Origin of the sequence: Streptomyces kanasensis (assembly GCF_043077165.1) — a bacterium.
Lineage (GTDB): Bacteria > Actinomycetota > Actinomycetes > Streptomycetales > Streptomycetaceae > Streptomyces > Streptomyces changanensis.
Map to the genome: position 1 here is coordinate 155,219 of NZ_JBIBSF010000006.1, position 26,456 is coordinate 181,674.

Sequence of the window (26,456 nt, forward strand, 5' to 3'; positions counted from 1 at the left end):
CGGTCGGCGCAAGCGACAGGGCCCGTACAGCGCGGCGTTGCGCTGCCCGAGCCCTGTGCTCACATCGAGGTGCCCGCCCTGCTGTTTATCAGAGCCGGCTGCCCACGAAGACGGTGAGGTCGACGAGTCGGTTCGAGTAGCCCCACTCGTTGTCGTACCAGCCGACGACCTTGACCTGCTTGCCCTGGACCATCGTCAGCGACGAGTCGAAGGTGCAGGAGGCGGGCCAGTTGACGATGTCGGAGGAGACGATCGGGTCCTCGGTGTACTCGAGGACGCCCTTCAGCTGCCCCTCGGCCGCCTTCTGGAAGGCGGTGTTGATCTCGTCCCTGGTGACCTCGCGGTCCAGCTCCAGGACGAGGTCGGTGACCGAGCCGGTCGGGACCGGGACGCGCATGGCGATGCCGTCCAGCTTGCCCTTGAGCTGCGGGAGGACCAGCGCGGTCGCCTTGGCGGCGCCCGTGGAGGTCGGGATGATGTTCTCCGCGGCGGCGCGGGCGCGGCGCAGGTCCTTGTGCGGGAAGTCCAGGATGCGCTGGTCGTTGGTGTACGCGTGGACCGTCGTCATCATGCCCTTGACGATGCCGAAGTTCTCGTCGAGGACCTTGGCCATCGGCGCCACGCAGTTGGTGGTGCAGGACGCGTTCGAGATGACGTGGTGGTTGTCCGCGTCGTACTTGTCCTGGTTGACGCCCATCACGATGGTGATGTCCTCGCCGCTGGCCGGAGCCGAGATGAGGACCTTCTTGGCGCCGCCCGCGATGTGCTTCTCGGCGTCGGCCTTCTTGGTGAAGATGCCGGTCGACTCGATGACGACGTCGACGCCCAGCTCGCCCCACGGGAGGTCCGCCGGGTTGCGCTCGGAGAGCACCTTGATGGTGTGGCCGTCGACCGTGATCGTGTCGGCGGTGTGGCTGACGTCGGCCTTGAGACGGCCGAGGACGGTGTCGTACTTCAGCAGGTGAGCGGTGGTCGCGGTGTCACCCAGGTCGTTGACAGCCACGATCTCGATGTCTGCACCCTGCTCCAGCAGCGCGCGGAAGTAGTTACGACCGATGCGGCCAAAGCCGTTGATGCCTACGCGGATCGTCACGAACCGATCTCCTCGTTGGTACGCCGGCTCGACGCCGGCGAGCTGTATTGGGATGTCCCCGACCGCTTACGACCCTACCCCGCTCGGGCCCGCGCAGTGACATCGAGCGCACCCGTACGACGACGCCCCCGAACCTACCGACGGGTAGCTCGCGGGGGCGTACGACAACCCCCGCCGGGCGCCCGGAGATCGGGGCCCGACGGGGGTCACAAGGGGGCATACGGGGCGGTCGTCAGCCGACCAGACCGTCGGCCATCTCCTCGGAGAGGTTGGACTCCGTACCCGGGATGCCGAGGTCCTGCGCGCGCTTGTCGGCCATGGCGAGGAGGCGCCGGATGCGACCGGCGACGGCGTCCTTGGTCAGCGGCGGGTCGGCCAGGGCACCCAGCTCCTCCAAGGACGCCTGCTTGTGCTCCATGCGCAGCCGGCCTGCCGCCGCGAGGTGCTCGGGCACCTCCTCGCCGAGGATCTCCAGGGCACGCTGCACGCGGGCTCCGGCCGCGACGGCGGCGCGGGCCGAGCGGCGCAGGTTGGCGTCGTCGAAGTTGGCCAGCCGGTTGGCCGTGGCGCGGACCTCGCGGCGCATCCGCCGCTCCTCCCAGGCCAGGACCGACTCGTGCGCGCCGAGCCGGGTCAGCAGGGCGCCGATCGCGTCGCCGTCGCGGACGACGACCCGGTCCACGCCCCGGACCTCGCGGGCCTTGGCCGCGATGGAGAGTCGGCGGGCGGCGCCGACGAGTGCGAGCGCGGCCTCCGGCCCGGGGCAGGTGACCTCCAGCGACGAGGACCGGCCGGGCTCGGTGAGCGAGCCGTGCGCCAGGAACGCGCCGCGCCAGGCGGCCTCGGCGTCACAGGTGGCGCCCGAGACGACCTGCGGGGGCAGTCCGCGGATGGGACGGCCGCGGCCGTCCACGAGACCGGTCTGGCGCGCCAGCTGGTCCCCGCCGGCGACCACCCGCACGACGAACCGGGAGCCGCGCCGCAGCCCGCCCGGGGCCATGACGATCAGTTCCGAGCCGTGCCCGAAGATCTCCGCGATGTCCCGCTTCAGGCGGCGCGCCGCCATCGCCGTGTCCAGCTCGGCCTCGATCACGATCCGGCCGCTCACCAGGTGCAGGCCGCCGGCGAACCGGAGGATCGACGACACCTCGGCCTTTCTGCAGCAGGTGCGGGTGACGGGGAGCCGGGAGATCTCGTCCTTCACCGCTGCCGTCATCGCCATGGGCCGATCCTTCCATGCATCCGAAAAATACGGTCGTACGCGGCGGCCAGCAGCTCCGGGTCGTGCTTGGGCAGGCCGTCCTTCCTGGCCACCGGGGCCAGTTCGACCGCTGCGCCGAGCCGCTTCGCGGCGTCCGCCAGCGACTCGCGGTCAGGTACGGCGGCCTCGTCGGCCAGCACCACGTCCAGGGCGAGTTTAGGGGCGTGTCGGGCCAAAACCTCCAAATGACGCTGCGGAGAGAACCCGGCGGTTTCGCCGGGTTGCGGCGCGAGGTTCAACGAGAGCACCCGGCGGGCCTTCGTCTCGACCAGCGCGTCGAGCAGTTCGGGCACCAGCAGGTGCGGGATCACGGAGGAGAACCACGATCCCGGGCCGAGCACCACCCAGTCCGCGTCCAGGACGGCGGCGACCGCCTCGGGCACGGCCGGCGGGTCGTTCGGCACCAGGTGCACCGACTGGACCTCGCCGGGCGTCAGCGCCACGGTCGCCTGCCCGCAGACGGTGTCGACGTCATCGGGCCGCGCCGGGTCGTGCCCCCTGACCAGGGCCTGGAGCTCCAGGGGCACGGCGGACATCGGCAGCACCCGGCCCTGCGCGCCCAGCAGCCTGCCGACCAGGTCGAGCGCCTGGACGTGGTCGCCGAGCTGTTCCCACAGGGCCACGATCAGCAGGTTGCCCACGGCGTGCTCGTGCAGGTCGCCCTGGGACTGGAAGCGGTGCTGGATGACGCGGGCCCACGTCTGACCCCAGTCGTCGTCACCGCACAGGGCGGCGAGCGCCTTGCGCAGGTCACCCGGGGGCAGCACGCCGAGCTCCTCGCGGAGCCGGCCGCTGGAGCCTCCGTCGTCGGCGACGGTGACGACGGCGGTCAGGTCGCCGGTGATGCGGCGCAGCGCGGCGAGGGAGGCGGACAGGCCCATGCCCCCGCCGAGCGCGACGACCTTCGGCTGCGCGCGGCGTCTGCGCAGCGCGCGGGCCGGGAGGGTGCTCGCGCGCCGCGGGTACGGGCGCCTCACTCGCGCCCCATGTCCCGGTGCACGACGACGGTCTCGACCCCTTCCGAGGCGAGCCTGGCGGCGAGCTTCTCGGACATGGCGACCGAGCGGTGCTTGCCGCCCGTGCAGCCGACGGCGATGGTCACGTACCGCTTGCCCTCGCGGCGGTAGCCGGTGGCGATCAGTTCGAGCAGCTCCGTGTAGCGGTCGAGGAACTCCTTCGCGCCCGGCTGGTTGAAGACGTAGCCGGACACCTCCTCGTTCAGCCCGGTGTACGGGCGCAGCTCGGGCACCCAGTGCGGGTTGGGCAGGAAGCGGCAGTCGACGACGAGGTCGGCGTCGACGGGCAGGCCGTACTTGTAGCCGAAGGACATGACCGTGGCCCGCAGCTCCGGCTCCTCGTCGCCGGCGAACCGGGCGTCCATCTTGGCGCGCAGCTCGTGGACGTTGAGGCTGGAGGTGTCGATCACCAGGTCGGCGTCGCCGCGCAGCTCGCGCAGCAGGTCCCGCTCGGCGGCGATGCCGTCGACGATGCGGCCGTCGCCCTGGAGCGGGTGGGGGCGCCGTACGGACTCGAAGCGGCGCACGAGCGCGTCGTCGGACGACTCCAGGAAGACGATGCGGCGCGTGACCTGCTTGGCGTCCAGGTCGGCGAGCGACTCGCGGAGGGCGTCGAAGAACTGCCGGCCGCGGACGTCGACGACGACGGCGATCCGGGCGACGTTGCCCTGGGAGCGGGCGCCGAGCTCCACCATGGTGGGGATCAGGGCGGGTGGGAGGTTGTCGACGACGAACCAGCCGAGGTCCTCCAGGCACTTCGCGGCGGTGCTGCGTCCGGCGCCGGACATGCCGGAGATGATCACCAGCTCGGGGATGGCCGCCTCGGCGGCCTCGCCGGCCTCGATCGTCGTGCCCGTACTCACGTCTGCTGCTCCGTCTTCTGCTCTGTCGTCGTGGGCGGTGTGGTCATTCATGTCCGGATCCCCGTCCATGCGTGGTCCCCCCGTCGTCGTCTTCAATGATCTCTCCTGTCGCCGTGTTCACGGCGGGAGCGGCCGGAGCGGCCTGGGCAAGGGCCACGGCGACGGCCTCGGCGGTCTTGCGGCCGAAGCCCGGTACCTCGCAGATCTGGTCGATTGTCGCCTGCCGGAGGCGTTTCACCGAACCGAAATGCTTGATCAACGCCCGTTTGCGCGCGTCCCCGAGGCCGGCGACGTCGTCCAGGGGGCTGGTGCGCAGGCGCTTGCCGCGCTTGCTGCGCTGGTAACGGATGGCGAAGTCGTGCGCGGTGTCCCGGACGCGCTGGAGGAGGTACAGGCCCTCGCTCGTGCGGGGCAGGACGACCGGGTCGTCCTCGCCGGGGAGCCAGACCTCCTCCAGGCGCTTGGCAAGGCCGCAGACGGCGACGTCGTCGATGCCGAGTTCGTCGAGGGCGCGGCGGGCCGCCTCCACCTGGGGCTTGCCGCCGTCGACGACGACCAGCTGGGGCGGGTACGCGAACTTCCGGGGCCGGCCGTCCTCCTCGGCGGCCGTCCCGTCGAAATCCTCGGGCGGGAGCCCGGGGACGGCCGGTGTCCCGGCGGCCGCCGCGGACGGGGCGCCGCCGGCCGGGGTCGGGGCGCCATCGGCCGGGGTCTCGGCGCCGTCGTCCGAGGTGGGAACGCCGTCGGTCGCGGTGGGGGTGCCGTCGGTCGCGGTGGGGGTCTCGCCGTTGCCGCCGACCCACTCGCCGGTCCTCTCCTTCTCCGCGAGGTAGCGCCGGAAGCGGCGGCTGACCACCTCGTGCATGGAGCGGACGTCGTCCTGTCCCTGGCCGTGCCAGACCTGTGTGTCCCCGACGCGGCCCTTGATCTGGAAGCGGCGGTACTCGCTCTTGCGGGGCAGCCCGTCCTCGAAGACGACCATGGAGGCGACGACGTCCTCGCCCTGGAGGTGGGAGACGTCGAAGCACTCGATGCGCAGCGGCGCCTCGTCCAGACCGAGGGCGTCGGCGATCTCCTCCAGGGCGCGGGAGCGGGTCGTGAGGTCGCTGGCGCGCTTGGTCTTGTGCAGCACGAGGGCCTGCTGGGCGTTGCGCCCGACGGTCTCCATCAGGTCCCTCTTGTCGCCGCGCTGCGGGATGCGCAGGGACACCTGGGAGCCGCGGCGGTCGCTGAGCCACTGGGTGACGGCGTCGAGGTCCTCGGGGAGGGCCGGGACGAGGACCTCCTTGGGGACGGCGTCGCCGCGCTCCTCTCCGTACAGCTGCTGGAGGGCGTGCTCGACGAGGCCGGCGGTGTCGACCGCCTCCACCTTGTCCGTGACCCAGCCGCGCTGGCCGCGGACGCGACCGCCGCGGACGTGGAAGATCTGGACGGCCGCCTCCAGCTCGTCCTCGGCGACGGCGATGAGGTCGGCGTCGGTGGCGTCGGCGAGGACGACGGCGTTCTTCTCCATGGCCCGGCGCAGGGCGCCTATGTCGTCGCGGAGGCGGGCGGCCCGCTCGTACTCCATGTCGTCGGCCGCCGCCATCATGTCCTTCTCCAGGCGGCGGATGTACGTGCCGGTGCGGCCGGCCATGAAGTCGCAGAACTCCTCGGCCAGTTCGCGGTGGTCCTCGGGGCTGATCCGGCCCACGCAGGGGGCGGCGCACTTGCCGATGTACCCCAGGAGGCAGGGGCGGCCGGTCCGGGTGGCGTTGCGGAAGACCCCGGAGGTGCAGGTGCGGACGGGGAAGACGCGCAGGAGCAGGTCGACGGTCTCGCGGATGGCCCAGGCGTGCGCGTACGGCCCGAAGTAGCGCACGCCCTTCTGCTTGTGGCCGCGCATGACCTGGACGCGGGGGAACTCGTCGCCCAGGGTGACGGCGAGGTAGGGGTAGCTCTTGTCGTCGCGGTACTTGACGTTGAAGCGGGGGTCGAACTCCTTGATCCAGGAGTACTCCAGCTGGAGGGCCTCCACCTCGGTGGAGACCACCGTCCACTCCACGGACGCCGCCGTGGTGACCATGGTCCGGGTGCGCGGGTGCAGGCCCGCGAGGTCCTGGAAGTAGCTGCCGAGCCGCTGGCGCAGTGACTTGGCCTTGCCGACGTAGATCACCCGGCGGTGGTCGTCACGGAACTTGTAGACCCCCGGCGAGTCGGGGATCTGTCCCGGCTTGGGGCGGTAGCTGGAGGGGTCGGCCATACCTGACACCCTACTGGCGCCCACCGACAGTCCGGGGCCGAGCGGTGACGGCCGGGGGTGGGGGCGGGGCGGGGCCGGGAGCGCGCGGGGCCGCCGGGTCGGGCCGGTACGGTCGGCCCGACCCGGCGGCCCGGGTGGGGGGTGGCGCGGGTCCGGCAGGACCCGGGCGGCGGTCAGCGCTCCCGTCGACGAAGGCGCGGGCGCACGGCCACCAGGGCGGCCGCCAGCAGGGCCGCTCCGACGGCGGCCGCAGCGGTCCCGGGGAGGCCGGTGGCCGCCTCGGCGGAGCCGGTCGCGGCGGCGCCCGCGACCGCCGGAGCACCCGGGGCCGTGACCGGGGAGCCGCCGTGACCGGAGGAGCCGGGCGGGACCGGGACGGCCCGGACGGGGCCGGCGTCCGGGCGGGCGTCGGGAGCCGTGCGGACGTCGGGACCCGTGGTGTCGGAGTGACCGGTAGTGCCGTCGGGGCCCGTGGGGCCGTAGCCGCCGGCCTTGCCCGCGCGGGCGTAGGCGGAGCCGGGCAGCTTGTCGCCGTAGGCCGCCGCCACCCGGGCGCGGTACGCGGCGAGCGTGGTGCCGCCGGCGCCGACGGCGCGTACCGCGTCCTCGTCCAGCGGCAGCACCCGGCCGCCCCCGTGGACGTACCAGGCGTCGATCTGCGGTTCGCGGAAGACCGTTCCGCCCGGGAGCACCCTGGCTCCGCGCTCCGCGAAGTGGATCTCGTCGTCGCCGGTGGCGATGTTCACGACCCGCCAGCCGCCGCCCCGCCGGACGCTCCACACCGACGCCTCCCGTCCGTCGGCCGCGACGGCCCGGGCGGCGTGGAACTCGACGCGGGCGACGGGCGCACCCGCCCGGCCCGCGACGAACTCCGGGGACAGGACGTGGACGGCGACGGCGCGCCCCTCGATCCTGGGCCGGGCGGTCGCCTCGCCCCGGGCCACGGCGCCGGCACGGCCGTCCTCGCGGCCGAAGAACCGGGCCAGCGTGTCCAGCGTCGCCGGGGCGGCGGCGGCCTCGCGGGGGCCGGGGGCCGGGTCGGCGGGGAGCGGGGCGGCGCTCGCGGTGGGGGCCGCGAGCGCCAGGAGGGCGGTGGCGGCGAGTACGGCCGCGGCGGGCCGTGCGTGGGGACGCGTCATCGGGCTCACGCTCCGATCCGGTAGAGCGAGTGGGTCCAGGAGAAGGAGGAGTTGCCGACGTACCAGTCGTGCGCGGCCCAGTTGTAGCGGTCGCTGGAGGGCCACGGGTCGCCCCAGTAGACCCAGCCGCGGGCGTCGTCGTAGCCGTACAGGACGTGCATGTGCCCGCCGCCGCCCGACCACTGGATGCGGGTCTCGACGGGCCGGTTCGCGTTGATCTCGGTCTGGACGGTGCCGTAGCGGAGCCAGCCGTCGACGTACGAGCCGGGGTTGACGCCGGCCCAGCGCAGTCCGGTCTGGACGTTGCCGAGGGTGGCCTGCCAGTTCGGGCAGTCGTAGCCCTGCCGGCGGTCGAAGGCCGCGTTGCAGAACTGGTTCTGGCTGTACGAGCGGCCGAACCAGGTGGCGATGGTGTTGCCCGCGGCGGCCCAGCACCAGTTGGTCTTCTGCTGCGCCTGCATGGTGATGTCGAGGCGCTTGGCGGCGAGGGCCGCGGCGGGGCGGTGGGCGGGGTCGGGCGGGGCGGCGGCTGCGGTGGCGGTGGGGAGGGCGAGGAGTGCGGCGCAGACGGCGGCGGCGAGGCCCGCGCGCCGTCGGCTCCGTGGCGGCTGCTGGTCGGTGGGGGTGCGCATCGCGTTCCTCCGAAGGGGATGTGGGGAGGGAGGAGCGCGTCCGGACGCTGCCGGAAGCATCGATCGTTGTCGCGAGCAGGTCAACACGCTTCAATGCGGGATGACGCCGCGGTGTGAGCGGAAGCGGTTGACGTGTGAACGACCGGGCCCCGTCCGACCTGCCGCGCGGTCCGCGCGGGCGCGGCGTCGCACCACCCCGTACGTGAACGTTCACTGAGGAGTCCTCGTGCGACACCCCGAGGCCGAGGCCGATCTGGCACAGCTCCTGCGCACCGGCCCGTTCCACCTGGCGCTCCGCGCGGCGCTCGCGGTGCGCGGACTGCCGCTGCAGCGGGTCCGGCACCACCTGGCGCACCGCGGCATCACGGTGGGCGTGACGAGCCTGTGCTACTGGCAGCAGGGGGCGCGCCGGCCGCAGCGGCCCGAGTCGCTGAAGGCGGTCAGGGCCCTGGAGGAACTGCTGGAGCTGCCCGGGGGCTCCCTGATCCGGCTGCTCGACGGCCCCGCGGCCGGTGGCGGCGGGAGCGGGGCGGGAGCGGAACGCGGTGAGGTGGTGCGGCCGGCGGCGCGGTCGTACCGGGCGCTGGTGGAGGCGTCCGGGGTGGTGGAGGAGCTCATCGCGGGGTTGGGGCTGCCCGCGGACGGCGGGCTGCACACGGTGGGGCACCACGAGCGTGTGCGCATCGGGGCGGGCCGGCAGCTGGTGGGGCGCGACTCGCTGCACGTCCTGCGCGCGCACCGGGACGGCGTGGACCGGTACGTGGCCATCCACCACGGGGACCCGGGCTGCGATCCGGAGCGGGTGGAGGTGCGGGCGGGCGACAACTGCCGGACGGGCCGGGTCCGGTGGCACCGGGAGACGGGCGTGGTCGTCGCGGAGTTGCTGTTCGACGCGCGGCTGCGCGCCGGGGACACCTACGCCCTGGGGTACGCCTTCGAGGACGGGACGGGCGGGCAGAGCGCGGAGTACGTGCGCGGGTTCAGCTTCGCGGGCGGGCAGTACGTGCTGCAGGTGGGGTTCCACGAGGACGCGCTGCCGGTGCGGTGCCGGCGGTTCGCGCAGGCGTCGGCGGGGGCGCCGCGCGGGGCGCGGGGCGAGCTGACGCTGAGCGGCCGGCACCGCACCGTGCACTTCGTGGAGCAGGGAGTGCGCCCGGGGATCCTCGGGATCGACTGGGACTGGGAGTAGCGGGCCGGGGGGCCGCCCGGACGGTCAGTCCTGGGGGCCCGCGACGAGGTTGCCGTTCCTGACCGTGACGGGCACCTCGGGGAGCGGGACGGTCGCCGGGCCCTTGACGACCTGGCCGGTGGTGACGTCGAAGCGGCTGCGGTGGCAGGGGCAGTTGCCCTCGTTCTCCTCGATCTTGTCGAGGACGCAGCCCGCGTGGGTGCACTGGGCGCTGAAGGCGCGGTACTGGCCCTTGGCGGGGCAGTGCACGAGGAGGCGCTGCTCGCGGTAGAGCTTGGCGCCGCCGACCGGCACCGCGTCCGCCGCGCCGAGGTCGACCGGCGCGGTCGGGGTGGGGGTGCGTGCGTGCCCCAGCTTGGAGTCGGTGGAGCAGGCGGCTGTCCCGAGCCCGGCGGCGCCGGCGAGGGCGGCGCCTTTCAGCACGGTGCGGCGGGTGGCGGGCTGGCCGGGCATGGGTGCTCCACGGGGTACGGGTACGGGGTGCTGCGGGTACGGACCCGACGATACCGACGCAGACCCCCGCACCTTCCGGCGGGCCGCCACAGGGGGCCGGTCCGGGGGCGGACCGCCTCGCCGCGGGACCCGTGGGCCCCGCGGCGAGGGGCGGCGTCAGCGCCCGGTGGCGCGGGACGCGGCGGTCTTCTTCGCCGTGGCCTTCGTCGCCGCCGCCTTGGTCGCCGCGCCCTTGGTCGCCGCCTTCTTGGCCGTGGCCTTCTTCGCCGGGCGCCTGCCCACCGTCTTCACCTGGGTGGCGTCGCTGATGCGGCCGGCGTCGAGGATGTCGCGCAGGAACTTGCCGGTGTGGCTGGCGGGCTCGCCCGCGACCGTCTCCGGCGTCCCCTCGGCGACGACGATGCCGCCGCCGCTGCCGCCCTCGGGGCCCATGTCGACGAGCCAGTCGGCCGTCTTGATGACGTCGAGGTTGTGCTCGATGACGATGACGGTGTTGCCCTTGTCGACCAGGTTGGACAGCACCTTGATCAGCTTGGCGATGTCCTCGAAGTGCAGACCCGTGGTGGGCTCGTCGAGGACGTACACCGTGCGGCCCGTGGAACGCTTCTGGAGCTCGCTGGCGAGCTTGACGCGCTGCGCCTCGCCGCCCGACAGTGTCGGCGCGGACTGGCCGAGCCGGACGTACCCGAGGCCGACCTCCGTGAGCGTCTTGAGGTGCCGGGAGATCGTCGGGACGGCCTCGAAGAAGTCCAGGGCCTCCTCGATCGGCATGTCCAGCACCTCGGCGATGGACTTGCCCTTGTAGTGGACGTCCAGGGTCTCCCGGTTGTACCGGGCGCCGTGGCAGACCTCGCACGGCACGTAGACGTCCGGGAGGAAGTTCATCTCGATCTTGATGGTGCCGTCGCCGGAGCAGTTCTCGCAGCGGCCGCCCTTGACGTTGAAGGAGAACCGGCCCGGCAGGTAGCCGCGGACCTTCGCCTCCATCGTCTCGGCGAACAGCTTGCGGACGTGGTCGAAGACACCGGTGTACGTGGCCGGGTTGGACCGCGGGGTGCGGCCGATCGGCGACTGGTCGACGTGGACGACCTTGTCGACCTGGTCGTCGCCGTCGACGCGGGTGTGGCGGCCGGGCACGGACTTGGCGCCGTTGAGCTCGCGCGCCAGGTGCGTGTACAGGATGTCGTTGACCAGGGTCGACTTGCCGGACCCGGAGACACCGGTGACCGCGGTGAGCACGCCCAGCGGGAACGACACGTCGATGTCGCGCAGGTTGTTCTCGCGGGCGCCGTGGACGGTGAGCATCCGGGCGGGGTCGACGGGGCGGCGGACGTCCGGGACGGGGATGGCCCGCTTCCCCGCCAGGTACTGCCCGGTCATCGACGCCTCGTTGGCGAGGAGCTCCTTCAGCGGTCCGGAGTGGACGACCTCGCCGCCGTGCTCGCCGGCGCCGGGACCGATGTCGACGACCCAGTCGGCGACCTTGATGGTGTCCTCGTCGTGCTCGACCACGATGAGGGTGTTGCCCATGTCGCGGAGGCGGACCAGGGTCTCGATCAGCCGGTGGTTGTCGCGCTGGTGCAGGCCGATGGACGGCTCGTCGAGCACGTACAACACGCCGACCAGGCCGGAGCCGATCTGCGTGGCGAGCCTGATGCGCTGGGCCTCGCCGCCGGAGAGGGTACCGGCGGCGCGGTTGAGCGAGAGGTAGTCCAGGCCCACGTCGACCAGGAACCGCAGGCGTTCGTTGACCTCCTTCAGCACCCGCTCGGCGATCTTCTTGTCGCGGGCGCTGAGGGTGAGGCGGCCCAGGAACTCGGCGCACTCGCTGATCGACATGGCGGAGACGTCCGCGATGGACCTGTCCATGACCGTCACCGCGAGCACGATCGGCTTGAGCCGGGTGCCCTCGCAGGTCGGGCAGGGCACCTCGCGCATGTACCCCTCGAAGCGCTCGCGGCTGGAGTCGCTCTCGGCCTCGCTGTGGCGGCGCTTGACGAAGGAGACGGCGCCCTCGAAGGCGGGCGTGGTGTAGGCCCGCTCCCTGCCGTACCGGTTGCGGTAGCGGACCTCGACCTGGGTCTTGTGGCCGTACAGCAGGGCCTTCCTGGCACGCTGGGGCAGGCCGGCCCAGGGGATGTCCGTGCGGAAGCCGAGCGCCTGCGACAGCCCACCGATCAGGCGGCCGAAGTACTCCTTGGTGTGGCCGTGCGACCAGGGGTGGATGGCGCCCTCGTCGAGGGAGCGGTCCTCGTCCGGGACGATCAGCTCCGGGTCGACCTCCATGCGCGTGCCGATGCCCGTGCAGTCGGGACAGGCGCCGAAGGGCGAGTTGAACGAGAAGGAGCGGGGCTCCAGCTCCTCGAAAGACAGGTCGTCGTACGGGCAGTACAGGTGCTCGGAGTACATCCGCTCGCGCTCGGGGTCGTCCTCGGGGAGGTCGACGAAGTCGAGCACGACCATGCCGCCGGAGAGCCCCAGCGCGGTCTCGACCGAGTCGGTGAGGCGCCGCTTGGCGCTCTCCTTCACGGTCAGGCGGTCGACGACCACCTCGATGGTGTGCTTCTCCTGCTTCTTCAGCGTGGGCGGCTCGGTGAGCTGGACGGTCGTCCCGTCCACCCGGGCGCGGCTGTAGCCCTTGGTCTGGAGGTCGGCGAAGAGGTCGACGAACTCGCCCTTGCGCTCGCGCACCAGCGGCGACAGGACCTGGAAGCGGCTGCCCTCGGGGAGCTCCAGCACCTTGTCGACGATGGCCTGCGGCGACTGGCGGGAGATCGGCCTGCGGCACTCGGGGCAGTGGGGCTTGCCGATGCGGGCGAAGAGGAGCCGGAGGTAGTCGTAGACCTCGGTGATGGTGCCGACCGTGGAGCGCGGATTGCGCGAGGTCGACTTCTGGTCGATGGAGACCGCCGGCGAGAGGCCCTCGATGAAGTCGACGTCGGGCTTGTCCATCTGGCCGAGGAACTGCCGGGCGTACGAGGAGAGGGACTCGACGTAGCGGCGCTGGCCCTCGGCGAAGATCGTGTCGAAGGCGAGGGAGGACTTGCCCGACCCCGAGAGTCCGGTGAAGACGATGAGGGAGTCGCGCGGGAGGTCGAGCGAGACGTTCTTCAGGTTGTGCTCGCGCGCGCCACGGACGATGAGACGGTCGGCCACGCCGGGTCCGCACCTTTCTTGAGAGAAGCGGGGGCACTGGCCCCCGTCCCAGACTGATCCAGCCTATGGGGGCCGTCAGGTGGATGAAGGCCTGACTTCCAAGGATGCCTCCACCGAGCGTATAGCACGCACATTCGATTTAGGTCCGCGCTCAGCCACCTTCACCCGAACGAGTGGTGGCGCTACTGTCAGCAGCATGATCGACCACGCCCATGACCTGGCCTCCCTGGAGGAGGCGACCGAACGGCTGCTCACCGCGGTCTCGGCACTCGACGATTCCAACGTCGCGGAGGGCTCCCGTCTTCCCGGCTGGAGCCGCGGACATGTCCTCACCCACCTCGCGCGCAACGCGGACGCCCTCGTGAACGTCCTCCAGGGCCGTCCCATGTACCCCAGCGCCGAGGTGCGCGACGCCGACATCGAGCGCGGTGCCCCGCGCCCGCTCGCCGAGCAGCTGGACGACCTGCGGACGTCGGCCGCCCGCTTCCGCGCCGAGGGCGAGGCCCCGGCGGACTGGAACCGCATCGTCGAGCTCCGCAACGGCGTGACCGACCGGGCGGCGCGGCTGCCGTTCCGCCGCCTCGCCGAGGTCGAGCTGCACCACGTCGACCTGGGCGTCGGCTACGAGCTGGAGGACCTGCCCGACGCGTTCACCGAGCGCGAGATCGACTTCCTGGCGGCCCGGTTCTCCGGCCACCCGGACGTCCCCCCGGTCACGCTCACCGCCGACGACGGCCGGACCTGGACGACGGGCGGCGGCGCGACCGGCGGACCGGTCGCCGTGCGCGGCACCGCGGCGGACCTCCTCGGCTGGCTCGCGGGCCGCCGCGACGGCTCCGCGCTGAAGGTCTCGGACGGCCCCCTCCCGGCCCTGCCCCCGCTATAGGGTGATCCCATGACGTACAGCGGAGCGGTGAAGGTCGGCGGACCCGCGGACGTGCACGAGTTGACGGACCTGATCATCTCGAAGGTCGCCGTCGGTCCGATGGACAACAACGCGTACCTGCTGCGCTGCCGGGCCACCGGCGAGCAGCTGCTGATCGACGCGGCCAACGAGCCGCGGACCCTGCTGCGGCTGATCGGTGACGACGGCATCGCGTCCGTCGTCACCACCCACCGCCACCACGACCACTGGTACGCGCTGGCCGAGGTGGTCGCCGCCACGGGCGCGCGCACGTACGCGGGGCGGTACGACGCCGAGGGGATCGAGGTCCCGACCGACGTCCTGGTCGAGGACGGCGACACGGTCCGGGTCGGCCGCGTCGAGCTGACCGCGCGCCACCTGAAGGGCCACACGCCGGGCTCGATCGCCCTCGTGTACGACGACCCGCACGGCCATCCCCACGTCTTCACCGGCGACTGCCTCTTCCCCGGCGGCCTGGGCAACACCCACAAGGACCCGGAGGCGTTCGCCGGCCTGCTCCACGACGTGGAGACGAAGCTCTTCGGCGCCCTCCCGGACGAGACCTGGGTGTACCCGGGCCACGGCAGGGACACGACGCTCGGCGACGAGCGTCCGCAGCTGCCGGAGTGGCGCGCGCGGGGCTGGTGAGGCGCGCGGGACCACGTCCCGCGCCTCCGCGCGCCCCGTGACCGGGACGCGCGGCACACCGTTGGCGCGGCATGCGCCAGAGTCACCTCCCGCCGTCCGCGCCGGCGCCGGGCGGGCCGTCCATGGGCCGGCTCGCCGCGGCGTCCCTCGCCGGGACGGCCATCGAGTTCTACGACTTCTTCGTCTACGGGACGGCCGCCGCGCTCGTCCTCGGACCGCTCTTCTTCCCGACGTTCTCGCCGGTCGCGGGGGTGCTCGCCGCGTTCGGGACGTTCGCCGTCGGGTTCGTCTCCCGGCCCCTCGGCTCGGTCCTCTTCGGCCACATCGGCGACCGCCACGGCCGGCGCCCGGTGCTCTTCGCCTCGCTGGCGCTGACCGGAGCGGCGACGGTCGCGGTCGGCTGCGTCCCGTCGTACGCGACGCTCGGCCCGGCGGCGCCCGCGCTCCTGCTGCTCCTGCGCTTCCTCCAGGGGCTCGGCCTCGGCGGGGAGTGGGGCGGGGCGGTGCTGCTCGCCGCGGAGCACGCCCCGGCGCGGCGGCGGGCCCTGTGGGCGAGCTTCCCCCAGGTCGGCCCGGCCGTCGGGTTCCTGCTCGCCAACGGCGTGATGCTGGCGCTGTCGGCGGGGCTGAGCGACGCGGCGTTCCGCGCGTGGGGGTGGCGGGTGCCGTTCTGGGCGGCCGGCCTCCTCGCGCTGGGCGGGCTGCTGCTGCGCACCTCCCTGGTGGAGACGCCCCGGTTCCGTGAGCTCGCCGCGTCGGGGGCGCGGGCGAGCAGCCCGCTGGCGGAGGTGGTGCGCGGCCACTGGCGGTTGGTGCTGCTGACCGCCGGGGCGCTGGCGGTGGGGTACGCGGTGTTCTACGCGGTGTCCACCTGGGCGCTGGCGTACGGCACGGAGCGGCTGGGGGTGGACCGGACGGTCATGCTGGGATGCGTCATGGCGGCGGTGGCGGTGAAGGGGGCGCTCACGCCGCTGGTGGCGCTGCTGGCGGACCGCTACGGGCGGCGGCCGATGTGTCTGGCCGGATGCGCGGCGAGCGCCCTGTGGATGTTCCCGATGGTGGGTCTGCTCCACACGGCACGGCCGGTGCTGATGTTCGCGGGGATCCTGGGGGCGCTGCTGGCGTTCGTGACGATGTTCGCGGTGGTCGCCGCTTACCTGCCGGAGCTGTACGAACCGAGGGTGCGGTGCACGGGTGCGGCCGTGGGGTACAACCTGGCGGGTGTCCTCGGTGGGGCGCTCACCCCGATGGTGGCGACGGCCGTGTCCGGCGGGGCGGGGCCGCCGTGGGGCGTGGCGGCGTACCTGACCGGGATCGCCCTGCTGAGCCTGGGCTGTTTCGCGCTGCTGCCGGAGACCCTGCCGGCCGCGGCGGCTGCGGGCCGGGCGGGCACGGAGGAGGCGGAGGAGCCCGCGGTGGCCTGAGGGCGCGCCGTCGAACCGGGCCGTGCGCGCGCCGCCCGCGAGCCCCTCCCACCCGGGCCGCTGACGCGTGCCACCGGCCGGGGCGCTCGGGCGGCCCGGCCGGTGGTGCGGTCACCGGGGTGCGGTCATCGGACCTTGACGGACTTCTCCTCCTCCGCGGCGGCCTTCCGGCGGGAGGCGACGAGGCTGGTGATGGTGGTGATGACCAGTACGCCGCAGATGACGGCGAGGGAGACCGGGATGGAGATCTCCGGGACGTGCACCCCGGACTCGTGCAGGGCGTGGAGGATGAGCTTCACGCCGATGAAGCCGAGGATCACGGACAGGCCGTAGCTGAGGTGGACCAGCTTCCGCAGCAGACCGCCGATGAGGAAGTACAGCTGCCGCAGGCCCATGAGGGCGAAGGCGTTGGCCGTGAAGACGATGTACGGGTCCTGCGTCAGGCCGAAGATCGCGGGGATGGAGTCCAGCGCGAACAGCACGTCCGTGGTGCCGATGGCGAGCATGACCACCATCAGTGGCGTCAGGACCCGCTTGCCGTTGACCCGGATGAAGAGCTTGGTGTCGTGGTACCGGTCGGCGACGCCGAAGCGCTGCTCGATCGACTTCAGCAGGCGGTTCTCCTCGTACTCCTCTTCGGGCTCGTCCGAGGAGGCTTCCTTGATCAGCTTCCAGGCGGTGTAGATCAGGAAGGCGCCGAAGATGTAGAAGACCCACGAGAAGCTGGCGATGATCGCGGCGCCCGCGGCGATGAAGATCGCGCGCAGGACGAGGGCGATGAGCACGCCGATCAGCAGCACCCGCTGCTGGAGGTGGGACGGCACCGAGAACTTCGCCATGATGAGGACGAAGACGAAGAGGTTGTCGACGCTCAGCGACTTCTCGGTGATGTAACCGGCGAAGAACTCTCCCGCCGAGCGGCTGTCCCCGAAGAACAGCAGGCCGAGACCGAACAGGACGGCCAGGACGATCCAGACGACCGTCCAGATCCCGGCTTCCTTGATCGACACGTCATGGGGCTTGCGCCCGATGAGGAAGTCGACCGCGATCAGGGCGATGAGACCGAGAACGGTCACCACCCACAAGTTGAACGAAACGTCCACTGCGCCTCCGGCGTCGTACGGCTACTGATCAGCGTCGTCGCTGCCGGAGGTCTCTTCCACCCGGGCGTCACCCGAGGTTCGGGTGGACGGGCCGGGCCGGCGCCCCGGGACCAGGTCTCTGTCCGACCGTCCGTACTGACGGGCACGCCGCAGTGTGGGAGTACTCCCCTCCGCGTAAAGGAACCGTACACGAAACACCAAGCGAAGGTAAAGGGGCCGGTAAAGGCGACGCCAAGTCCGCAGGTGGGGACGGATGTGGCAGGGATGGGTGGCGCGCTCAGCGGCGCCAGGCTCGGCGGGCCGCGGCGACCTGCGCCAGCACCTGGTGGAGCACCTCGCTGCCCCCGGGCACGAGCGGCGGCTCGTACGTCCACGCGTGGCCGACCCACGGGTCGGCCAGATGGTCGTCCGGCACGGGCGTCAGGCGCAGCAGCGAGCGCCACAGCGGGTCCAGCACCGGCCCGTACGCGTCGGCGTCCTCCCGGTCGGCGACCATCAGCAGGTGCACCCCCACGGCGGGGCCCTCGTCGGCGAGGTAGCGCAGCTGGGTGACGGCGCGGTCGTCGAAGCCGTGCGGGAAGTCGTTGACGATCAGCAGCTGCTGGGCGGTGTCCAGGTCCGGCGGGAGCGCGTCGGCCCCGGCACCACCGCGCACGGCCATCTGCACCAGGTCCACGCGCTGGGTGAGGCGGGCCAGGACCGTGGCCACTCCCCCGGGCCCGGCGGCCGGCGGCTCCGCCAGTACACCGGCGGCGGTCAGCGGGGCGAAGCCGGCCGCCCCGGCCCCCGCCGGGTCGATCACGTGGACGGTGAAGTCGCCGGGCGGGTGGACGGCGAGCAGCCGCGCCGCGTGGGCGACGGCCGTGTCGAGGGCGAGGCGGCGCAGCCGGCCCTCGTCGAGGAACAGGGCCTCCCGGGAGGTCCGGCGGCCGCTGTCGACCCACAGTCCGCGCTCCAGGGGCAGCCGGACGAGCATCGGGACGCGCAGCTCGGGGCGCTCGGGCAGGTGGAGGTCGCCCAGGCGCAGCGCCATCGGGACCTCCATGGGGACGCGGTAGGCGTGCCAGGACGGGTCCTCCCAGCGCGCGAACGCGGGCGGCAGCGCCGGCTCCACCACGGCGGACTCGGCGGCGAGCTGGGCGAGGTCGCGGTCGAGGGCCGCCTTGGCCCGGTCGGTCAGCTCCTCACAGCGGGCCCGCGCGGCGGCTCGGGCGGCGTCGCCGGTGCCGCCGATGCGGCTGCGCGGGTCGGACAGGGCGTGGTCCAGCTCCTGGTCCATGCGGGACTCGGCGAAGTCGACGGCGCTGCGGTACGCGGCGACCGCCCGGGCCAGGTCCTCGAACATGCCCCAGACCTGGTTGTACAGGCGCTCCTCCATCGACCAGCCGGTGGCGTCACCGGCGACCGGGGCGGCGGGCGCGGCGGGTGTGGCCGCTGGGGCGGTCGGGGGCGGCGGCGGGGGCGCGGTGGTCTGCCGGCGGGGGTGCGTGTAGTCGACGGGGCCGGCGGACGCGGGCGCGCCCATCGGCCCCGCCTGCGGGGTGGGGGACGCGTGCGGCGGGGTGGCGGACGCGTGCGGCGGCTGGGAGCCGTGGGGCGACGGGGGCTGGGCGGGCGTCGCGGGGGCGCCCGCGGGGGCCAGCGGAGCCGTGTCGCGGCGCGCCCTGTCCCCCTCGGGGGTACGCGGCGGGGGCGCCTCGACCGTACGGTCGAGGCCGCTCGCCACGGCGTCGTGGACGGCCGCCGCCACGTCGGCCGCGCGCTCGACGCCCTGGTCCTGCAGGAGCGCCCTGAGGCCGCCCGCGTACCCCTGGCCGACGGCGCGGACCTTCCAGGCGCCCTGGCGGCGGTAGAGCTCCACGGCGACGACGGCCGACTCCTGGTCCAGGCCGGTGAGGGTGAACGTGACGACCTCGGCGCCGTCGAGGGCGGTGACCGCGACGAACGGCGCCGCCACGAGCCCGAACCGGCCGGGCCCACCCGTGCCGACGGGAAGGGCGAGCAGGACGGCGACGCGGTGCGCGTCGGCGGGCAGGGCGTCCAGGTCGACGGCGAGCCGGTGCTCCGCGGCCGCCTGCCGCGACACCTCGACGCCCGGGAGGCACGGCGCCCCCGGGTGGGCCAGCCGCTCGGGCCCGGCGACGGTCCCGTCGGCGTCCACCAGCGACGCCGCGGCCACCAGCGGCACCCGGGACGACACCCGCACCTCCAGTCGGGTCTCGGGCAGCGGGTGGTTCTGCCCCCGGACCAGCTCGGCCGTCATCGCCTGTCGTCCCCTCGGTGGTTGCGGATGCGTGGCAGCTCCCGGTGGGCGCGTGCCTCCGGGAGCTGCGGGTGGTGACGGATCCGGTCGCGGACCCGGGCGTACTACAGGCTCGGCAGGATCGCCGGCATCAGGTCCTGGAACGTCCGGCCGTTGGCCGGGGCGCCGATCGCCGTCATGCTCCAGGCGCCGCCCGTGCGGTGCACCTTCGCCATGATCTGCGCGGTGTACTGGCCGCCGCCGTCCAGGGTGTAGCGGGCGAGCTCCTGGCCGTTCGTCTCGTCGACCAGGCGGCAGAAGGCGTTCTGCACCTCCTGGAACGTCTGGCCGGTGAAGGAGTTGACCGTGAAGACGATCTGGTCGATGTGGACCGGGACCCGCTGGAGGTCCACGAGGATCGCCTCGTCGTCGCCGCCCTGGCCCGCGCCGCCGACCAGGTTGTCCCCGGTGTGGCGGACCGAGCCGTCGTCGCTCACCAGGTGGCGGAAGAAGACGACGTCGACCGGCTGCTTGTCGGCGAAGAGCACCGCCGAGGCGTCGAGGTCGATCTCGCGGGTGCGCGAGCCGAACAGACCGCGGCGCGGCGCCGCCTGCCATCCGAGCCCCATCCGCACCGCGGACAGGGTCCCCCCATCGCTCTTCTGCAGGCTGATGGCCTGACCCTTGGTCAAGTTGACCGACACGCGCTGTCCCCTCTCTGTAGCGTTCCCCGCGGCCGCCCTCGATGTGGGGTGCGGTTTCCCAGCACCCTATGCGGGGCCGCGACACCGCATCAGGCCGCTTCCCCCTTTTGTGTCGGTCTTGCAACACAGCGGGCGGCGGCGGGCCCGGCCCGGCCGCCGCCGCCCGTCGCGGGCGTCCCGTCAGGCGATTCCCGCCTCCTTCATCTGTCGCAGCTCCTTCTTCAGCTCGCTCACCTCGTCGCGCAGCCGTGCCGCGACCTCGAACTGGAGGTCCGCCGCCGCGGCCCGCATCCGCTCGGTCATCTCCTCGATGATCCCGGCCAGTTCGGTGGCCGGGCGGTCGCTGGTCAGCGCGCCCTTCGGGGCCGCCGCCCGGCTCCTGCCGGCCTTGCCGCCGTCCTTGGCGGCGCGCGCGGCGTTCCCCAGCGAGGGCACGGGGGCCTTGGCGCCCTTGCCGTCCTTGGTCTGGCGGTAGCCGGTGCCGAGGAGCTGCTCGGTGTCGACCTCCTCGCGCGCGATGGTGGCGACGATGTCGTTGATCTTCTTGCGCAGCGGCTGCGGGTCGATGCCGTGGGCGGTGTTGTACGCGATCTGCTTCTCGCGGCGGCGGTTGGTCTCGTCGATGGCCTGCGCCATCGCCGGGGTGATCGTGTCGGCGTACATGTGGACCTGGCCGGAGACGTTGCGCGCCGCGCGTCCGATGGTCTGGATGAGGGAGGTCCCGGAGCGCAGGAAGCCCTGCTTGTCGGCGTCGAGGATGGCGACGAGGGACACCTCCGGCAGGTCGAGGCCCTCGCGGAGGAGGTTGATGCCGACCAGGACGTCGTACTCGCCGGCGCGCAGCTCGCGCAGCAGCTCGATGCGGCGCAGCGTGTCGACGTCGCTGTGGAGGTAGCGCACCTGGATGCCGAGCTCCAGGAAGTAGTCGGTGAGGTCCTCGGCCATCTTCTTGGTGAGCGTGGTGACGAGGACGCGCTCGTCCCGCTCGGTGCGCAGCCGGATCTCGTGGACCAGGTCGTCGATCTGGCCCTCGGTGGACTTGACGACGACCTCCGGGTCGACCAGTCCGGTGGGGCGGATGATCTGCTCGACGAAGCCGTCGGAGCGGGACAGCTCGTACGCTCCCGGCGTCGCCGACAGGTACACCGTCTGTCCGATGCGCTCCTGGAACTCCTCCCACTTCAGCGGTCGGTTGTCGAGCGCGGACGGCAGCCGGAAGCCGTGGTCGACGAGGGTGCGCTTGCGGGAGGCGTCGCCCTCGTACATGGCGCCGATCTGCGGCACGGTGACGTGCGACTCGTCGATGACCAGCAGGAAGTCCTCGGGGAAGTAGTCGAGGAGGGTGTTGGGCGGCGAGCCCGGTTCGCGCTGGTCGAAGTGCATCGAGTAGTTCTCGATGCCGGAGCAGGAGCCGATCTGCCGCATCATCTCGATGTCGTACGTGGTGCGCATGCGCAGCCGCTGGGCCTCCAGCAGCTTGCCCTGCTTGTCCAGCTCGGCGAGGCGCTGCTCCAGCTCGCGCTCGATGCCGTTGACCGCGCGCTCCATGCGCTCCGGGCCGGCCACGTAGTGGCTGGCGGGGAAGACGTACAGGTGCTCGTCGTCGCTGATGACCTCGCCGGTGAGCGGGTGGAGCGTGGAGAGGGCCTCGATCTCGTCACCGAACATCTCGATGCGCACGGCGAGCTCCTCGTAGACCGGGAAGATCTCGATCGTGTCGCCGCGCACCCGGAAGGTGCCGCGCGTGAAGGCGAGGTCGTTGCGCGTGTACTGGATGTCGACGAAGCGGCGCAGCAGCTGGTCGCGGTCGATCTCGTCACCGACGCGGAGGGAGACCATCCGGTCGACGTACTCCTGCGGCGTGCCGAGGCCGTAGATGCACGAGACGGAGGCGACCACGATGACGTCCCGGCGGGTGAGCAGGGAGTTCGTCGCGGAGTGGCGCAGGCGCTCCACCTCCTCGTTGATCGAGGAGTCCTTCTCGATGTACGTGTCCGACTGCGGGACGTACGCCTCGGGCTGGTAGTAGTCGTAGTACGAGACGAAGTACTCGACGGCGTTGTTGGGCAGCAGCTCGCGGAACTCGTTGGCCAGCTGGGCGGCGAGGGTCTTGTTCGGCGCCATGACGAGCGTGGGCCGCTGGAGCCGCTCGATCATCCAGGCCGTGGTCGCCGACTTGCCGGTGCCGGTCGCGCCGAGCAGGACGACGTCCTTCTCGCCGGCGCGGACGCGCCGCTCGAGGTCGGCGATGGCCGTGGGCTGGTCGCCGCTGGGCTGGTACGGGCTGACGACCTCGAAGGGCGCCACCGAGCGTTCGATCTGGGATACGGGCCGCATGACACCACCGTACGACCCGGCACTGACAGCCGGGCGGTGATCGCGCCGCCGTCCCGGTCCCCGCCCCGTCCGCCGTCCCGGTCCCCGCCCCGTCCGCCGTCCCGGTCCCCGCCCCGTCCGCCGTCCGGTTCGGCGCGGGATCCCGGGTCGCGCCCGGCCCGGGGGCCGGGGCCGTCAGCGGCCGCCGTCGCGGTGGCGGGGCGCCGGGATGCCGGGGAGGTGGGCGCGCGGGTCGGCGGGCGCGCGGCGGTCCCGGTCGCCGCCGACGAGCGCGGGGTCGAAGAGCACGACGACCCCCGCGAGCAGCAGGAAGACGGCCGGTCCGGCGAGCATCGGCACGAGGAGGGCGCCGGCCGGGCCGCTGCCGGCGGTGACGGCCGCGTCGAGCGCCCCGACGGCGTCCGCGGCCCCCGCGCCCACGGCGCCGACGGCCTCCGCCGCCCCGGGGGCCGTCCCGGGGGCCGTCCCGGTGGCCGTCCCCGTGGCACCGCCGTGGCCGGCTGCCACGGCGGTGCCGCCGGAGTGCAGGTGGACGCTGACGGCGGCCATGCCGGTGTAGTGCATGCCGGTCACCGCGAGGCCCATGACGAGGCTCGCGCCGACGCTCGCCCCGAAGCCGCGGACGTGGAGCGCGGCCCACAGGGCGCAGGTGGCGGCCACCACCGCGATGAGGACGGAGAGGGCCACGGTGGCGGTGTCGTACTCCAGCCTGCCCGGCAGGCGCATGCCGGCCATGCCGAGGTAGTGCATGGTGGCGATGCCGAGGCCGGTGATGGTGCCGCCGGTGCCGAGGGCCATCGCGGTGCGGCCGCGCCGCTGCGCGACGATGACGATCCCGACGCCGACCATGAGGATGGCGACGACGAGGCTGGCGAAGGTGACGGGGCCGTCGTAGTCGACCGGCACCTCCTCGACGCGGAAGCCCGTCATCGCGATGAAGTGCATCGTCCAGATGCCCGTGCCGATCGCCGTCGCGCCGAGGGCGAGCCAGCCGGGACGGAAGGAGCCGGGGACACGCAGTGCCCTGGTCGTGCAGCGCAGCCCCAGCGCGCCGCCGAGGCAGGCCATGAGGTAGGCGACCACGGGAGTGACGAGACCGTGGCTGAATCCGTCGACTGTGCCCTGCATACCCGTGTGCCCCTCACCCCTCGCGTTCCGCGCGGACCTGACCGTGGAGGGTAGTCGACCCGCGTGACGCCCGCTCGGCCGGGCGGACGGCGGACGGTGGACGGCTCGACGGCCGGGCGGACGGGCGGCCTTCCCGCGGGCGGGCCGGTGGACGGCCGTCCTCCGGGCACCGCCTTCCGGGGAGGGGGACGGTGGGCCCGGTCCGGCCGAGGCCGTGGGGCGGGGGCGGCGGGCGTCGTACGGGCGGGCGGGGTGCGGCGGCGGACGGGAGGGGAGGGGACGGGCAGCGAGGCGACGTACGAGCGGGGCCAGGGGGCTCGGGCGTGCCCCCGACGGGCCGCGGGGAGGGGCGTCGCGCGCGGGCCGGGCTGTCGGTGGCGGCGTATAGCGTGGCGGCATGGACAGTCGCGTGCGGGACGGGGGGCGGACCGTCGAGTGGGCCGTCGTCGGCAGCGGCATAGGCCCGCTGCTCCTGGCGGCCACGGCCGAGGGCCTGGTCACGGTGGCCTTCCACGCGGGTGCGCAGGTGCGGCGGGCGCTGCCGGCCCGGCTGGCGGAGCGGCTCGGCGCGGAGCCCGTGGAGACGGCGGCGGGGCGGCTGGCCGAGCCGGTGCGGGCGCTGGACGCCTATTTCGCGGGCCGCCTGCGGGAGTTCCGGCTGCCGCTGGACTGGTCGCTGACCGGTGGGTTCCACCGGCAGGTCCTCCGCGAGCTGGCGTCGGGGGTGCCGTACGGGACGCTCGTCGGGTACGGGGAGCTGGCCGCCCGCGTGGGGCAGCCGGGGGCCGCGCAGGCCGTGGGCGCGGCCATGGGCGCCAATCCGCTGCCGGTCGTCGTGCCCTGTCACCGCGTGGTGGAGGCGGGCGGGGGACTCGGCGGCTTCGGCGGCGGTCTGGAGACCAAGCGCCGGCTGCTGGTGCTGGAAGGTGTGCTTCCGGAGCCGCTGTTCTGACACCGGGCCCGCTCGGGGCGGCGCGTCGGACGGGGTGCCGCGCGGCGGCTGACCGGGGTGACGGCGCGGCGGGGCAGACGGAGCGGGGGCGCGGCGGGCAGACCGGGGTGGCGGATCGGCGTGGCGGGTCGGACCGGGGTGGCGGAATGTGCCCGGTCGGCGCGGCGGTTCAGCGGCGGGCGGTCATCATCGGCTGGAAGAAGCCGGTGTGCTCCGGGTCGTGCCAGCCGATCTCGTGCAGCCCCGCCTCCGCGGCCAGCTCGCCGAGCTGTGCCCGGGTGAGCGCCCAGTAGGTGGCCCGGCGCACGGTGGTCGTCCAGCGCTCCGCGGCCCCGGGGTCCTCGCCGGTGTCCGGGCTCAGCTGGAACAGCTCCAGGTCGTACCGCTCCCCGTCGTCGTGCCAGTGCCACAGCTGGAAGCTCACCGTCCGCCCGCCCGGCCCCGTCTTCACCGAGGGCGGGGTGGCGAGGGGGCGCTCGCGGCGCAGTTCGTCGTAGGGGCGGGTGGTGACGAGCAGCAGTCCGCCCGGGCGCAGGACGCGGCGCATCTCCGCGAGCGCCGTCCGCACGTCGTCGACGGTCAGCAGGTGCGGCAGGGAGTTGTCCGCGCACAGGACCACGTCGAAGGCGCCGTCACGCAGCGGCAGGGCCCGCATGTCCGCGGCGGCGGTGGTGAGCGCGAGTCCCCGCGCGGCGGCCTCCCGGGCGGCGCGGGCGGCGGCGACGGGGCTGAGGTCGGTACCGGTGACCCGGTGGCCGCGGGCGGCGAGCCCCAGCGCCTGGGTGCCGATGCCGCAGGCGCAGTCCAGCACGTCGTGCGCGCCCGGCCCGAGCACGCGCGTGACGCGGTCGTCCAGGGCAGTCCCCTGCCGGGCGACGCTCGCCTCCCAGTCCGCGTACAGCAGGTCGTAGTGGTCCGCCAGGTCGTCGTAGAAGTACCGGGCCGTCGGTGTGCGCATGGGGGCAGCGTACGAGGCGGGGCCCGGCGCGGCGCGAGGTTTGGGGCCGGCCGCGGCGCGCCAGGGATGGGGGCATGTCGAAGACCGCAGTGGTGGTGTCGGAAGAGGTGGGGGAGGCGCTCGCCGCCGGCCGTCCGGTGGTGGCCCTGGAGTCGACGATCATCGCGCACGGGCTGCCACGCCCGCGCAACCTGGACGTCGCCGTGGAGCTGGAGGGGCTCGTCCGGGACGGGGGCGCGGTACCGGCGACGATCGCCGTGCTGGACGGCGTGCCCCGCGTCGGGTTGGACGCGGCCGAGCTGGAGCGGGTGGCGGCGGACCCGGCCGTGCGCAAGCTCGGCCACCGCGACCTGGCGCCGGCGGTGGCGGTCGGCGCGAGTGGGGCGACGACGGTGTCGGCGACGGCGTTCCTGGCGGCGCGGGCGGGCGTCCGGGTGTTCGCGACGGGCGGGTTGGGCGGGGTGCACCGGGAGTGGGCCGACACCCAGGACGAGTCGGCGGACCTGCGGCTGCTCGCCGGGACGCGGGTGACGGTGGTGTGCGCGGGCGTGAAGTCGATCCTCGACGTGCCGGCCACGCTGCAGCGGCTGGAGACGCTGGGCGTCGGGGTGGTCGGGTACGGGACGGACCGTTTCCCCGGCTTCTACCTGTCGTCGTCGGGCGAGCCGGTCGACTGGACGGTGCACGCGCCGCAGGAGGTGGCGGCGGTGATGCGCGCGCAGGACGCGCTGGGCGGGCCGGGCGCGGCGCTGGTCGTCGCCAACCCGGTCGGCGCCGCCGAGCAGTTGGACCCGGCCCTGCACGACCGGGTGCTGGCGGCGGGCCTGGCGGAGTGCCGGGAGCGGGGCGTCACGGGCCAGGCGGTGACCCCGTTCCTCCTGGAGTACCTGATGCGGCACACGGACGGGGCGTCGCTGGAGGCGAACCTGGCGGCGGTGCGCGGCAACGTACGACTGGCCGCGCGGATCGCGGCGTCCTGGTCCGCGGGGGCGCGGTGAGCGTCGACCCGGGC

The 26,456-nt window shown here is 73.6% G+C and carries 21 protein-coding genes; 6 read left to right on the forward strand and 15 right to left on the reverse strand.

The features are described from left to right. Positions 1-88: 88 nt before the first annotated feature. From gap to ACF053_RS17045, 7 genes are all read right to left on the reverse strand, one after another. The gene (gap, locus tag ACF053_RS17015; RefSeq protein WP_391954634.1) at positions 89-1,093 is read right to left on the reverse strand and encodes a type I glyceraldehyde-3-phosphate dehydrogenase; all 1,005 of its coding nucleotides are present in this window, start codon (positions 1,091-1,093) and stop codon (positions 89-91) included. 232 nt (positions 1,094-1,325) lie between these two features. After that, entirely contained in the window at positions 1,326-2,315 is a 990-nt protein-coding gene (gene whiA / locus ACF053_RS17020; RefSeq protein WP_058944780.1) for a DNA-binding protein WhiA, read from the reverse strand. Beyond that, positions 2,306-3,331: a gluconeogenesis factor YvcK family protein gene (locus tag ACF053_RS17025; RefSeq protein ID WP_391954635.1), complete on the reverse strand. Its 1,026-nt coding sequence runs from the start codon at positions 3,329-3,331 to the stop codon at positions 2,306-2,308. Before ACF053_RS17025 ends, whiA begins: the two co-directional genes overlap by 10 nt. After that, positions 3,328-4,284 (reverse strand): RNase adapter RapZ, encoded by a 957-nt coding sequence (gene rapZ, locus ACF053_RS17030; protein ID WP_107115234.1) that lies wholly within the window; start codon positions 4,282-4,284, stop codon positions 3,328-3,330. Before rapZ ends, ACF053_RS17025 begins: the two co-directional genes overlap by 4 nt. After that, on the reverse strand, positions 4,277-6,475 hold the full coding sequence (gene uvrC / locus ACF053_RS17035; RefSeq protein WP_391954636.1) for an excinuclease ABC subunit UvrC: 2,199 nt from the start codon (positions 6,473-6,475) through the stop codon (positions 4,277-4,279). The genes rapZ and uvrC overlap by 8 nt, the downstream gene beginning before the upstream one ends. 173 nt (positions 6,476-6,648) lie before the next feature. Further along, positions 6,649-7,614, reverse strand: a complete 966-nt coding sequence (locus tag ACF053_RS17040) for a hypothetical protein (RefSeq protein WP_391954637.1) — start codon at positions 7,612-7,614, stop codon at positions 6,649-6,651. 5 nt (positions 7,615-7,619) lie between these two features. Next, positions 7,620-8,246, reverse strand: coding sequence for a papain-like cysteine protease family protein (locus tag ACF053_RS17045; protein WP_391954638.1), 627 nt, complete (start codon positions 8,244-8,246; stop codon positions 7,620-7,622). Positions 8,247-8,472: 226 nt separating this feature from the next. Here ACF053_RS17045 and ACF053_RS17050 point away from each other — a divergent pair, with 226 nt between their 5' ends. Beyond that, positions 8,473-9,435, forward strand: coding sequence for a hypothetical protein (locus ACF053_RS17050; RefSeq protein ID WP_391954639.1), 963 nt, complete (start codon positions 8,473-8,475; stop codon positions 9,433-9,435). A 24-nt stretch (positions 9,436-9,459) separates the two neighbouring features. Here ACF053_RS17050 and ACF053_RS17055 read toward each other — a convergent pair whose 3' ends face one another. Together ACF053_RS17055 and uvrA are read right to left on the reverse strand one after the other, a co-directional pair. After that, positions 9,460-9,888 (reverse strand): Rieske (2Fe-2S) protein, encoded by a 429-nt coding sequence (locus ACF053_RS17055; RefSeq protein WP_391954640.1) that lies wholly within the window; start codon positions 9,886-9,888, stop codon positions 9,460-9,462. A 156-nt stretch (positions 9,889-10,044) separates the two neighbouring features. Continuing rightward, entirely contained in the window at positions 10,045-13,044 is a 3,000-nt protein-coding gene (gene uvrA, locus ACF053_RS17060; protein WP_391954641.1) for an excinuclease ABC subunit UvrA, read from the reverse strand. Between the two features lie 196 nt (positions 13,045-13,240). Between uvrA and ACF053_RS17065 the strand changes: the two genes are divergently transcribed. The 3 genes from ACF053_RS17065 to ACF053_RS17075 all read left to right on the forward strand — a co-directional run bounded on the left by ACF053_RS17065 (position 13,241) and on the right by ACF053_RS17075 (position 16,020). Beyond that, a complete protein-coding gene (locus tag ACF053_RS17065) occupies positions 13,241-13,930 on the forward strand; it encodes a maleylpyruvate isomerase family mycothiol-dependent enzyme (RefSeq protein ID WP_391954642.1) in 690 nt (229 codons plus the stop codon). A 9-nt stretch (positions 13,931-13,939) separates the two neighbouring features. Further along, entirely contained in the window at positions 13,940-14,596 is a 657-nt protein-coding gene (locus tag ACF053_RS17070) for an MBL fold metallo-hydrolase (RefSeq protein WP_391954643.1), read from the forward strand. Between the two features lie 122 nt (positions 14,597-14,718). Next, positions 14,719-16,020, forward strand: coding sequence for an MFS transporter (locus ACF053_RS17075; protein WP_391954836.1), 1,302 nt, complete (start codon positions 14,719-14,721; stop codon positions 16,018-16,020). Positions 16,021-16,145: 125 nt separating this feature from the next. On the opposite strand, the gene ACF053_RS17080 is transcribed toward ACF053_RS17075, so the two are convergent. The 5 genes from ACF053_RS17080 to ACF053_RS17100 all read right to left on the reverse strand — a co-directional run bounded on the left by ACF053_RS17080 (position 16,146) and on the right by ACF053_RS17100 (position 23,534). Then, entirely contained in the window at positions 16,146-17,123 is a 978-nt protein-coding gene (locus ACF053_RS17080) for a TerC/Alx family metal homeostasis membrane protein (RefSeq protein WP_391954644.1), read from the reverse strand. Between the two features lie 277 nt (positions 17,124-17,400). Then, complete coding sequence (locus ACF053_RS17085) at positions 17,401-19,386, reverse strand: TerD family protein (RefSeq protein ID WP_391954645.1); 1,986 nt, start codon at positions 19,384-19,386, stop codon at positions 17,401-17,403. A 104-nt stretch (positions 19,387-19,490) separates the two neighbouring features. Continuing rightward, positions 19,491-20,069 carry a TerD family protein gene (locus ACF053_RS17090; RefSeq protein ID WP_058945506.1) on the reverse strand — a complete coding sequence of 193 codons (579 nt, stop codon included), beginning with the start codon at positions 20,067-20,069 and terminating at the stop codon, positions 19,491-19,493. Between the two features lie 180 nt (positions 20,070-20,249). Then, a complete protein-coding gene (gene uvrB, locus ACF053_RS17095) occupies positions 20,250-22,406 on the reverse strand; it encodes an excinuclease ABC subunit UvrB (RefSeq protein ID WP_391954646.1) in 2,157 nt (718 codons plus the stop codon). A 174-nt stretch (positions 22,407-22,580) separates the two neighbouring features. After that, the gene (locus ACF053_RS17100) at positions 22,581-23,534 is read right to left on the reverse strand and encodes an MHYT domain-containing protein (protein WP_391954647.1); all 954 of its coding nucleotides are present in this window, start codon (positions 23,532-23,534) and stop codon (positions 22,581-22,583) included. Positions 23,535-23,931: 397 nt separating this feature from the next. Between ACF053_RS17100 and ACF053_RS17105 the strand changes: the two genes are divergently transcribed. Further along, positions 23,932-24,486, forward strand: coding sequence for a methylated-DNA--[protein]-cysteine S-methyltransferase (locus ACF053_RS17105; RefSeq protein ID WP_391954648.1), 555 nt, complete (start codon positions 23,932-23,934; stop codon positions 24,484-24,486). A 169-nt stretch (positions 24,487-24,655) separates the two neighbouring features. Here ACF053_RS17105 and ACF053_RS17110 read toward each other — a convergent pair whose 3' ends face one another. After that, on the reverse strand, positions 24,656-25,444 hold the full coding sequence (locus ACF053_RS17110; protein ID WP_391954649.1) for a class I SAM-dependent methyltransferase: 789 nt from the start codon (positions 25,442-25,444) through the stop codon (positions 24,656-24,658). A gap of 74 nt (positions 25,445-25,518) precedes the next feature. On the opposite strand from ACF053_RS17110, the gene ACF053_RS17115 reads away from it, so the two are divergent. After that, a complete protein-coding gene (locus ACF053_RS17115; protein WP_391954650.1) occupies positions 25,519-26,442 on the forward strand; it encodes a pseudouridine-5'-phosphate glycosidase in 924 nt (307 codons plus the stop codon). Positions 26,443-26,456 lie beyond the last annotated feature (14 nt).

What these genes read in the sequence shown, in the direction of transcription:
- uvrC (WP_391954636.1), bottom strand. Translation starts at nt 6,475, where the DNA reads ATGGCCGACCCCTCCAGCTACCGCCCCAAGCCGGGACAGATCCCCGAC.
- ACF053_RS17070 (WP_391954643.1), top strand. Translation starts at nt 13,940, where the DNA reads ATGACGTACAGCGGAGCGGTGAAGGTCGGCGGACCCGCGGACGTGCAC.
- ACF053_RS17100 (WP_391954647.1), bottom strand. Translation starts at nt 23,534, where the DNA reads ATGCAGGGCACAGTCGACGGATTCAGCCACGGTCTCGTCACTCCCGTG.
- whiA (WP_058944780.1), bottom strand. Translation starts at nt 2,315, where the DNA reads ATGGCGATGACGGCAGCGGTGAAGGACGAGATCTCCCGGCTCCCCGTC.
- ACF053_RS17110 (WP_391954649.1), bottom strand. Translation starts at nt 25,444, where the DNA reads ATGCGCACACCGACGGCCCGGTACTTCTACGACGACCTGGCGGACCAC.
- uvrB (WP_391954646.1), bottom strand. Translation starts at nt 22,406, where the DNA reads ATGCGGCCCGTATCCCAGATCGAACGCTCGGTGGCGCCCTTCGAGGTC.
- ACF053_RS17075 (WP_391954836.1), top strand. Translation starts at nt 14,719, where the DNA reads ATGGGCCGGCTCGCCGCGGCGTCCCTCGCCGGGACGGCCATCGAGTTC.
- ACF053_RS17105 (WP_391954648.1), top strand. Translation starts at nt 23,932, where the DNA reads ATGGACAGTCGCGTGCGGGACGGGGGGCGGACCGTCGAGTGGGCCGTC.
- ACF053_RS17085 (WP_391954645.1), bottom strand. Translation starts at nt 19,386, where the DNA reads ATGACGGCCGAGCTGGTCCGGGGGCAGAACCACCCGCTGCCCGAGACC.
- rapZ (WP_107115234.1), bottom strand. Translation starts at nt 4,284, where the DNA reads ATGAATGACCACACCGCCCACGACGACAGAGCAGAAGACGGAGCAGCA.
- ACF053_RS17045 (WP_391954638.1), bottom strand. Translation starts at nt 8,246, where the DNA reads ATGCGCACCCCCACCGACCAGCAGCCGCCACGGAGCCGACGGCGCGCG.
- ACF053_RS17040 (WP_391954637.1), bottom strand. Translation starts at nt 7,614, where the DNA reads ATGACGCGTCCCCACGCACGGCCCGCCGCGGCCGTACTCGCCGCCACC.
- ACF053_RS17065 (WP_391954642.1), top strand. Translation starts at nt 13,241, where the DNA reads ATGATCGACCACGCCCATGACCTGGCCTCCCTGGAGGAGGCGACCGAA.
- ACF053_RS17115 (WP_391954650.1), top strand. Translation starts at nt 25,519, where the DNA reads ATGTCGAAGACCGCAGTGGTGGTGTCGGAAGAGGTGGGGGAGGCGCTC.
- ACF053_RS17055 (WP_391954640.1), bottom strand. Translation starts at nt 9,888, where the DNA reads ATGCCCGGCCAGCCCGCCACCCGCCGCACCGTGCTGAAAGGCGCCGCC.